This is a genomic window from Autumnicola edwardsiae (assembly GCF_031846505.1).
Taxonomy (GTDB): Bacteria; Bacteroidota; Bacteroidia; order Flavobacteriales; family Flavobacteriaceae; genus Autumnicola; species Autumnicola edwardsiae.
In genome coordinates this window covers 1-10,262 of sequence record NZ_JAVRHP010000107.1, presented here as the reverse complement: position 1 = coordinate 10,262, position 10,262 = coordinate 1, and the positions used below count along the sequence as shown (strand labels likewise).

The 10,262-nt window shown below is 38.0% G+C and carries 11 protein-coding genes and 2 pseudogenes; all 13 read right to left on the bottom strand.

The window, feature by feature from the left end; all coding sequences use genetic code 11:
- Nucleotides 1-618, bottom strand: a pseudogene (locus RM529_RS14620) (hypothetical protein); the annotation flags it as partial.
- A complete protein-coding gene (locus RM529_RS14615) occupies nt 590-1,027 on the bottom strand; it encodes a QcrA and Rieske domain-containing protein (protein ID WP_013073437.1) in 438 nt (145 codons plus the stop codon). The gene RM529_RS14615 and the pseudogene RM529_RS14620, both read right to left, overlap by 29 nt.
- Nucleotides 1,024-2,232: a di-heme oxidoredictase family protein gene (locus RM529_RS14610; RefSeq protein WP_013073438.1), complete on the bottom strand. Its 1,209-nt coding sequence runs from the start codon at nt 2,230-2,232 to the stop codon at nt 1,024-1,026. The genes RM529_RS14615 and RM529_RS14610 overlap by 4 nt, the downstream gene beginning before the upstream one ends.
- Before the next feature lie 886 nt (nt 2,233-3,118).
- Nucleotides 3,119-3,940, bottom strand: a complete 822-nt coding sequence (locus RM529_RS14605) for a universal stress protein (RefSeq protein WP_013073440.1) — start codon at nt 3,938-3,940, stop codon at nt 3,119-3,121.
- Between the two features lie 57 nt (nt 3,941-3,997).
- Nucleotides 3,998-4,354: a SpoIIAA family protein gene (locus tag RM529_RS14600; protein ID WP_008615606.1), complete on the bottom strand. Its 357-nt coding sequence runs from the start codon at nt 4,352-4,354 to the stop codon at nt 3,998-4,000.
- Between the two features lie 18 nt (nt 4,355-4,372).
- Nucleotides 4,373-4,549 (bottom strand): hypothetical protein, encoded by a 177-nt coding sequence (locus tag RM529_RS14595; RefSeq protein ID WP_013073441.1) that lies wholly within the window; start codon nt 4,547-4,549, stop codon nt 4,373-4,375.
- A 9-nt stretch (nt 4,550-4,558) separates the two neighbouring features.
- Nucleotides 4,559-5,875, bottom strand: a complete 1,317-nt coding sequence (locus RM529_RS14590) for an APC family permease (protein WP_013073442.1) — start codon at nt 5,873-5,875, stop codon at nt 4,559-4,561.
- Nucleotides 5,876-5,893: 18 nt separating this feature from the next.
- Nucleotides 5,894-6,079, bottom strand: coding sequence for a hypothetical protein (locus RM529_RS14585; protein WP_013073443.1), 186 nt, complete (start codon nt 6,077-6,079; stop codon nt 5,894-5,896).
- A 3-nt stretch (nt 6,080-6,082) separates the two neighbouring features.
- The gene (locus RM529_RS14580) at nt 6,083-7,081 is read right to left on the bottom strand and encodes a sodium:calcium antiporter (RefSeq protein ID WP_013073444.1); all 999 of its coding nucleotides are present in this window, start codon (nt 7,079-7,081) and stop codon (nt 6,083-6,085) included.
- A 2-nt stretch (nt 7,082-7,083) separates the two neighbouring features.
- On the bottom strand, nt 7,084-7,764 hold the full coding sequence (locus RM529_RS14575) for a lipoprotein signal peptidase (RefSeq protein ID WP_041579156.1): 681 nt from the start codon (nt 7,762-7,764) through the stop codon (nt 7,084-7,086).
- A 45-nt stretch (nt 7,765-7,809) separates the two neighbouring features.
- Nucleotides 7,810-8,601: a cation efflux transmembrane domain-containing protein gene (locus tag RM529_RS14570; protein WP_217806691.1), complete on the bottom strand. Its 792-nt coding sequence runs from the start codon at nt 8,599-8,601 to the stop codon at nt 7,810-7,812.
- 10 nt (nt 8,602-8,611) lie between these two features.
- Nucleotides 8,612-9,961, bottom strand: coding sequence for a Na+/H+ antiporter NhaA (gene nhaA, locus RM529_RS14565; protein WP_057482990.1), 1,350 nt, complete (start codon nt 9,959-9,961; stop codon nt 8,612-8,614).
- Between the two features lie 97 nt (nt 9,962-10,058).
- Nucleotides 10,059-10,262: pseudogene (locus RM529_RS14560) on the bottom strand (dihydrolipoyl dehydrogenase); the annotation flags it as partial.

The following is a 10,262-nucleotide window of genomic DNA, read 5'->3' as shown; positions in this document are numbered from 1 at the left end:
ACTATTGTCAAATCCATTTGAGAGGTATGCTTCATATCCGATAATCCAATCTCCAGTATTTGTTTTACCATACATTCCAAAACCTGCATTAGAAAAAGTGGCGGGTAGTAATTTTACTGCCACATCAGGTCTTTCTACAAACTCCCATTTAGGACCATCGTGATTTTGATTAAAAGCACCGATTGGATTCAAGATTATTCCACCTCGTAAATTGAGAAGAGGATCAAAGGAGATATCCATAGCAGCAAATTCTATGGCAATCTCTTTACCTCCCTCTTCAAACTCTACTTCCGTTAAAAATTTAATTCTTTTGTTAATTGAGGCAGACAGAAATAATGTTAAACGTCGTGCTTGAAAAGATAATCCTTCTGTCAATCCATCTTCCACTGCATATATCGAATTGGCTTCAAGATATCCCCCAATAGATACCGGAGCTTTATTTATTGTTAGAGCTGGTCGATTGTATACCGCATCCATGTTAAGTTGAGTATCTGTTGTATCTGACTTCGTTCTTTTAAGTATATCATCCTCGTTTTGGGCTATTAAATTTCCACTGAGGGTGAACAATATTAAGGTAATGATCAAATAATTAGGAGAATAAAATATAGATGTTTTCATCGTCTGTTTTCGTTGGAAATGTTTTTAGTTTTTGTTCAGCAGGTCCTTGTAATACGGTTCCTTCATTGGAAAATTGGCTTCCATGGCAAGGACAACTATAGATACCCCCACCAACATTAAGCTCGCACCCTCGATGAGTGCATTTTAGTAAGGAAGCTATATAGTCTTCACCAACTTTATATAGACAAATAGGGAATCTGTATTTGTTATTTTGTATAAGGACAAACTCTCTTTTAGACACCTTGTTATTTTTTTCAAGAATAAACTCATGCTTCGCTATGGTTAACTTATCTACCTCTTCCTTTGCTGTAGCATAGTAAATTCCACTGCATGAATGTAAAAAACCTAAACTTGGTATTGTTATAGCAACAGAGGAAAGGGTTTGGATAAATTTTTTTCTTTTCATCATAATGAATTTATAAATTCAAGTAGTTGCTTTTTTTCCTGATTCGATAGGGCATTGAACTCATCCCTTGAATTTTTGGCTTCACCGCCATGCATCAAAATGGCTTCCTCAATACTTCTTGCCCTGCCATCATGTAAAAGAAACAAACCTCCTCCTTGTGAGTTTTCAGAAAGGCCAATTCCCCATAGCGGAGGGGTTCTCCATTCGGATGTTTCAGCAAAACCTTCGGTATATCCATCGTCCAGACCAGGACCCATATCATGAAGTAGTAAATCTGTATAGGGATGAAATCCTTTATTAGATAGTGCTTCGATAGGCGAATATCCCGTTTTCATGCTTGGGGTATGGCAGGCAGCACATTGAATTCGGGAAAAAATTTGTTTGCCAGATACAACATCAGGATCATTTTGATTTCGAGGTATCGGAGCTTTTAAGGTTTTTAAATAAAAAACCACCTCGTTAACTACCTGAGTACTGATTTCCGGGTCCTCTTCCAGCCCGCTATAAGGATCTATAGGTTCAAATAATGATGTAATACCTATATCTTGATTATACGCACCTACTGTTTGATGCAATAAGTCATAACTAATTGCCTTTTTACCAAACCTAAAAATATATTTACCTCCACGTGAAATACTATTTGGCCGAATTTGAACATATTCAGGAGGATATGCGAAATGAGCTCTACCACTTATTCCGTCGCCATTCTCATCATAAGGATCGGCTAGAGAAAGTATACTTTCATCTGGAACAGCATCCAAAAAACCTAATCCTGTGACCGCAGGCGCAACCAAGGTTGTGAAGGGTGCTCCTGGAGGTAGCTTTTCAGGCTGAAACCCCTGAATTGCTTTATTCTGTAATTGATTTTTACCATCCCCAAAGTCTGCAAAAGGATTTCCTAAAGTATCACTTTGACCGAATCTTATAAATTGATTAAACGGGTGACCTTTACCATCCCCAGAATGACAACTAACACAGCTAGTACCTACGAAAACGGGGCCGAGTCCAGTTTCTGCGGTAAATACTTCATCATTGAACGCTATATCCCCATTCAAGAACTGAATCTGCTCTTCAACTGATAATCCTTCTACAGGGCCATCAAGAAGTTCATTTTCCTTTGGAGGAACAGGACCATATTCATCAGCTAATTTTTCACAGGATGTAAAAAAAGCGATAAAAATAATTAGACTTAACCATTCTATTTTCATTACCTAAAATATTATTTAGACAAATCTAAAATTTATTTTTTAATAATCTAAATATTGAAAGTTATTATCTTAAGAATATATTTTTAAAGTTGTAGGAATATATAGTATTAAGCTTCTTAAAAGATTTACCAACGGCGAAAACCTCGTTTGTACGTTTAAAGTTTCTAACTTGGAAGCTTTGTATTTACTCCTATGAGACAGCCTACCTATTAGGAGTATTATGAAGGTTCTCAATAATATGAGTATAATTCTGGTCGCCCCTCCTTTAGAAGTACTTGAATTGAAATACCAGAGAACTCCCGATTCCTTATATTACAGGGAATCGGTTTTTAATTGAAGTATTTTGTTTACAAAAGGTCAATTTTCTACGCCTCTTAAAACTTCAACTTTTAAAAAGAAAAATAATGAATTCCATAGAATCATTAGATTAAGAAAAAGTTGGTAGGTAAACATTTTTAAATAATCAGGGCTTATGAATAAAGTCTTTTAAGACAAAAAAATACAATAAAAATGATGCAATGACCAAAAGGATTAATGAAAAAATTCCAAAAAGCTTTTCTTTTTTAGTTATTTTATTCCGGGAAGATTTTTGACCCTTCTTCTTTCTTCTATTTCTCCTATATTTTGACATTTTTCTTCTACACTTTCTTTTGGGTAAATTGCAAACTTATCGCTTTAAAAAGGGTTTATTCCCTCTAATTAGATAAAAATTCATTGTACTGTAGTCTTACAATTGCCTTAATTTAGGGCACCTAGGATACCATAGGAATATTTCACAAATAATTCTGTGGTCTTACTGAAGGTATGAAGCTCAGGAATTCAGTTAATTTCTAAAAAATAGTGACTTCATAAACTTAAAAATGCAGATTTGTTTTCAATCCTACTATCATTTTAAAATAAGTACAGGAACTTCTGATTTGAAAATCATTTTCCGTCTCAGCCCCAGTTCAGTTAGTTTTTCTATAAAGGCATGTTTCCTGTAAAGTAGCGCCAAAATATCTATGGCATTATCTTTCAAAAAACCGGTTATTTTATCTTCAGTTTTCCCTTCGGAAAAAAGGTGAACAGAAATATTCTGTAGATTAAAAAACTCCTCATAATAGTTTTTTATCTCCTGTTCTTTAATAACTTCATCTTTACTTTTAGCAAAATGAAATATAAAAAGGCGCGCGTTAAATGCCTTTAATAGATCAGCCAGAACCTTTAGTTCCCTATCAGGTTTCAGATTATCTGAATCCAGCGCCAGACAAATTCTTTTTAAACCAAAAGTTTCTAAATCTTCAGGTACAACCAGCACAGGGCAGGGTACATCCTTGCTCACTTTTTCACTGGTAGTTCCTGCAAGGTAACCTTCTACCTCACCTGCACCTTCTGTCCCCATAATTATCAAACCTGCTTTTTCTTCTGTTGCTAATTGATAAATTATATCTGAAGGTCTTCCTGGGGCTACCATACTCTTATATTTTATTGTCGCCAGACGTGGAAAATTTTCGAGAAATTCCAGCATTTTTTCTTTGTACAATTTCTGATAAGAACTAAAGTTGTCGGGAACCGGATAAACTATAGCCCCGTATCCGGCATATTGATAACCTTCAGAATAGGCATGAACAAAGATAATTTCTGAATTTAAAGATTCGGCCACCTTTATGGCATACTCAACTCCAATTTTGGAACTTTGACTAAAATCAATCGGAACTATTATTTTCATGGTTTTTTAATTTTAATTATACATTCAGTTTTTCAATTAATTGTTTAAATAAAAGCTTTATTGTTTAATCCACTTTTTGGCAATCTCCTTTTCCTCTAAGTCAAAATATTTTACTTCAGCATTGGTAAAAGGTTTCATGAACTTTGTAATCCAGTCCTGCCATTTTTTATCACCTACCATGGCGATTTTTTCATAATCTTTTGCGTGGGCAGTATCCATTTTTAGATCTTCCCACAGGCCTGGAAAATCCCAGCCGGTAAAATTCTCCATTTCAAAATACCAGCGTACGTTTAATCCTTTGTCCAAAATAGCATGAATAATGGGATGTACCTTCTCAATATCCATTTCGGATAAATCTCCCGATGCTCTGGTTGCAATAATATTATCTCCTGAAATCTCTATAATTTGTAACATATCTATTTTTATTAATTATTAACCGCCTAAATCGTAAAACCATTCTTCAGCTTTCATAATTCCTTCTTTTATGGCATTTCCCTTAGTATAATTCTTTTCTATAACCAGACTTTTAGCAATTTCCAGGGCTTTTTGCTTCACTGCAGGATGGAGGCCATCCAAACTGGTTTTAAATTCTTCAAAGGTCCATTCCATAGCTTCATTTTAATGGTTGAACAGTTCTTTTTCTTTTTCGGGATCCATCTCATTCTTTGACTTTTTGTCCAAAAAATAATCCAGCACGATGCCCACTATAATTGCTCCCACAAAAGCAACATACACCTGCCAGTTAAACTGAACTACCAGAGACAGGCTAATAATTATGGCCAAAATGGGTAGGATAGGTACTTTCCCTATGGAAAGGGGAACTTTAAAAGGTCTTTCTTTGTCAGGTGCTTTATAACGCAAAACGATGAGTGCAATATTCACAGCTACAAAAACGAGTAACGCCCCTAAAGAGGACATTCCTGCGACAATTTTAATATCTCCCAATAACAAAAATGCCGCTACCGCAGCCATAACCACCAGTGTAGTTACCCAGGGTACTTTCTGTGCATTGGTCTTGGTCATAAATTTTGGAAGCTCGCCCACGCTTGCCATACCGAAAAGCAACCTGCTAATGGAAATAATGCCACTAAAAGCCGCATTAGCCGTAGCAAAAAGTGCCGCAACTGCCAGGGCTACGGGCAACCAGGAATTTAAATTTGAAGCGGCCAGCGACAATGGGGAATTTACCTTTGCTATTTCTGCGGGGTCACTTATATTGAGTACCGTAAAAGATATTAGTAGGTATATAATTGTGGTAAACACCATTGTCAATAAAAATGCCCTCGGAATCGTCTTGCCCGGATTTTTTACCTCGGAACCCAATGCTGCCATATGCTCAAAGCCGGTATAAACAAAAAATAAGGTAGCAGTCGCTGCCAGGGTGCCGGAAAAGGACTCCACTTTAAAAAATTCTGATTTTGGTGGTCCTGTTTCCAAAAGTCCGACCGCAATAAGAATAAACAATCCCAATAGCTGAATACTGACCATAATGATATTGGCGGTAGATGATTTTTTGATGCCCGTAATGCTTATAAATGCAAGAATCAGTAGCACAGCATAGCTAACCAGTAAGGAAGGGATGTTAAAAAACGTATTGAAATACCCTGAAAAAGCAAGTAGCACCGCGGCGATGGTGGCCGAACTGTGAAATGCAATCGTCCAACCTGTTAGAAAAGATGGAATGTCGATTTTTGGAAAAGCTTTCCGTACAAAAATGAATTCTGCACCGGCATTAGGATAGGTAGAGGACAGCTCTGCATACGACATTGCCGAGACACTGGCCGCAATGGCGGCAAAAATAAAACTCAACCAAAGGTCTGTTCCCGCCTGTCCAGCGGCTGCACCAATTACAGTATATATTCCAGCACCAACAATGGTACCTACACCATAAAAAGTAAGGCGAAGAGTACCCAGAGATTTTTTTAATTCTGCCATAATACTATTAGTAATATATTATCCATTTCTATCTAAATTCCTTTTTTCCATCTCTGCCTTTACGATGCCACGCTCAATAGCCTCTTCTTTTGAACAATTTTTGTTCAAATAGAAATCCCTTGCATATTTTAATGCTACTGCTCTAATATTTTCATCCAGCACATTAAGCCTCTCCTGGTAATCCTTAAATAAATCCTCCTTCATTTTTTAAAATAGTTTTAGAACAAAAAACACCATAGTTAAAAGATATACAATATACGCTGCATCGAAAACGAATATCTGCCATCTGCTGAACCCGTGAAGTTCCTTGCTTTGATGGACAAATACTGAATATAAAAGCGGCATCAGTCCTACAAAAGCCAGGTTGACCCAAAACAACTGGAAATCTTCGATTGGGGTCGTTACCAGTGCCAGGGGGAAAAATGCCACTGTCATGGTAACGGCATTATCTGCAATCACACTGGTGGTACCCGCAGTCACTTCACCTCCCTTTACCACACTCCATGTTTTGAATATTTCAGGGGCGGTAGTCATAATTCCGGTGATAAACAACCCTCCAACAATTTCGGAAATATTCAGTGCCGAAACAATATTTTCGGTAGCTTTTACAATAAAAAAAGCCCCCACGGCTATGGCCAGGGCCCCTGCAACCGAAAGCCATATTTTCTTTTTATCCCATTCTACCTTCTGACCCTTTTCCCTGCCTTTTATAATGGCATGCGTTAAAAAAGCCGCATAGGCAGCCAGCATGATCCACCCATCAATGGGTTGTAATCCACGCCAGGCTTTGGGAAGCGTTAATATAGCCACCAACCCGATAATTACCAGATAGGGGATAGATAATACCGAGACGGAACGTTTGTTCAGGGCCAGCAGGTTGGCATCCAAATGTTTTTGATGCTCCTTATTGTTTTTAAACTTTCTTCTGGAAGCAAAGTATGCAATGGTTACCATGAGCGGAATGGAAATGATATTGGAACCAAGCAAATTCCCCAACCCGATATCAGATACCCCACGGGCGGCGCTCGTAATATTTATCGCCACTTCAGGGCTCGCTGTTACAATAGCCAGGAAAGCTGCCCCTGCAGAAGCAGTAAGCCCCCATTGTTTGCGCAGCATCTTTAAAGGGGTAAGGAGTTGATCAGCACCCCAATGGGCAGCCCAAGCTGCCAATCCCAATACTACTACCCAAAGCCAAGCGTTCATAACTAATCGATTTTTATAATTGTCCTGTTACTTTCAGTATATTTCAACTTTTTCTTATCCGATATTTTCTGGTCTTTTTTTTGTTGGCTTTGAAAGATCAGGAGTAAAATCACTCCCGTGCTAATCCAAACATCTGCGGTATTGAATACAGGGTCGAAAAAAGTAAATTCATTACCTCCCCATAATGGCAGCCATTCCGGAAGCCTTGTATCAATAATAGGGAAGTACCACATATCCACCACATTGCCATTTAAAAATCCGGCATAACCACCGCCTGAGGAGAATATTTCTGCAATATTGCGAAGTGCGGGATCACTTTTTTCAAAAATCAGTCCGTAAAATGCACCGTCAATCAAATTGCCCAATGCACCTGCGTATATAAATGCGGCACAGATTATAAAGACTTTTGCATATCCTTCACGTATCATCTTTTTGATATAAAAGGTCCCCCAAATAACGGCTACGAAGCGAAATAGTATTAAAACAAATTTGGCCAGATAACCTTCGCCAAATTTAAAGCCCCAGGCCATGCCGGCATTCTCCAAAAAATGTAAGCGAAACCAATCCAGGCCAAACACAAAATATTCCTCGCCATAATAAAAATGGGTCTTCACATAAATCTTTATGGCCTGGTCTATTACCAACAACAGTAAAATTAATAATGCTACACTACTTTTATTCATAATTTCCTTATTCTTGCCCAACGTCTTGTGCAACATATATTTGCATTATTTAGATAATTTTAAAATTCTTATGGCGCCCCGCATTACAAACGTGAAAACGATGCCGCCAATTACCAAATCGGGCCATTTGCTATCCAGAAAATAGACCAGCACCCCGGCCAGTATCACCCCGCCGTTTACGATGATATCATTGGACGTAAAAATAGCACTGGCCTGCATATGCGCCTCCTTACTTTTGGCCTTATTTATCAACCAGAGCGAAATAAGGTTCCCCAGTAAGGCTAAAATGGAAACTATGATCATCCATTCGAACATTGGTGTTTCACTACTTGTAAAAAACCTTCTTAATACCTCTGCAAAACCAAGTGTTGCCAATGCAATTTGAAAGTAGCCGCTGAATTTTGCCACCTTCTTTTTTCTGGAAATGGCACCACCTACTGCAAATAAACTTAGCGCATATACTATCGAATCTGCCAGCATATCCAAAGAATCTGCAATTAGGCCCATAGAAGAAGAAATCCACCCCGTGGTCATTTCGATAATGAAAAAGCCGAAATTTATCCCCAGGACCCACCAAAGGATTGTTTTCTGTTTGGATTGGTCTTCTATTACGGGAGGCTCGGCTTCTTCGGTCCCCATAAATTTATCACCTAATTTTAATTCTGAAATCGAGGCTTTGATTTCCTCATTCCCTTCAAGGTGATATACTTCAAGTTTTCGATTGGGTATATCAAAATCCAAATATTTCACTTGAGCATAAGATTCCAATTTCATCCGGATCATCTGTTCTTCTGAAGGACAGTCCATTTGACTTACTATAAAAGTACTTTTGTTCATTTCTCCCATATCACTTAACTATATTTTTCCTTCCTTTATTGGAAGTTAATAAGAGAATTACCGCACCGCCAATAGCTGCAAGTAATGAAGCTATCAAAATGCTTATTTTCGAAATTTTAATCAATTCCTGATCATTAAATGCGAGATTGGTAATAAAAAGGGACATGGTAAAGCCAATTCCCGCGATCATACCAATTCCAATTATATGTTTCCAGTTTAGTGTAATATGTAATTCGGAAACTCCAAGTTTTTGCCCGATCAATGTAAAAATACCAATCCCTGTTACTTTCCCAATAGCTAATCCCAAAAGGATCCCCAGCCCTAAAGAACCGGAAACAACCTCAATTAAATTTACATCGAGCTTTACTCCCGCATTCGCGACTGCAAAAATTGGAATGATAAAGAAAGCATTGAAATCAACAAGGGAATTTTCCAGTTTGAGCAAAGGAGGCCTTGAATTCTCAGTATCTGTTTTAATAGCTTTTAAAATTATTTGTTGTTTTTTATCCTGAAGAGGATTTAATTTTTCCAGCTCTGTTTTCTCAAGATTAGTAACGTTTGTGGCGGTCCTTTCTTTTAATATTTTACTGTCTAATTTGGGCACTATTGGAATGGTAATGGCAAAAAGTACTCCCGCAATAGTTGGATGGATCCCCGAATTAAGGAAGCAATACCATAAGATGATCCCAATAATAATATACCAAATCAAATTTTTGATCCCAGTCCAATTCATTAATAATAATAACCCAAATGCCCCCATGCCCGATCCAAGGTATATCCAGCTCAACTCGTTGCTATAAAACAATGCTATCACCAATATGGCACCTATATCGTCAGCAATAGCGAGGGCTATTAAAAATGTTTTTAACTGCCTGGGGACATTTTTTCCCAGTAGGCCAATAATCCCTAGTGAATATGCGATATCGGTAGCCATAGGGATGCCCCAACCCTTTATATTTTCAGTGCCTAAATTTAGGCTAATAAAAATGAGGGCCGGAACTGCCATGCCACCTAAAGCTGCCAACAATGGGGCTGAGGCTTTTTTAATTGAAGATAATTCCCCCACCATAACCTCCCTCTTCAATTCAAGGCCGGCAACCAAAAAGAAAATTGCCATTAGGCCATCATTGATCCATTCTTCAATTGTTAGCCCAAAACTAAGATGCTCGGAAAATTCAAAAAGCAATTCATCGCCAAGAAAATGATGATAGGCACCTGCCCACTTTGAATTAGCTAAAAGAAGGGCAACTATAGTAGCAATTATTAAAAAAATCCCCCCAGCTGTTTCCCTGTCGAGGAACTTTGTTGCCGTTTCCCTGATATACCCAATAGTGGATTGATTTCGAACTGATTGCCCCATTTTATCTTATCTGTTTTTTGAGTTCATTACTTAAACCTTAATATTTCAAAAAGCTCAGTAGCGTCTTAATTTTTAAGAACTTACTGTTAGGTCAACTTTAAATATGCAACGCCCTGTCTTCGGTAGCTGCCAGACAGGCCTCCTTAAAGGTCTCGGAAAATGTGGGGTGACCGTGTGACATTCTTGCAATATCCTCGGCAGCCGCCCTAAATTCCATCGCTACCACCGCTTCGGTATAACTGTCTGCTATGCGAGGGCCTATCATATGCACGCCCAATATCTCATCGGTTTCCTTATCTGC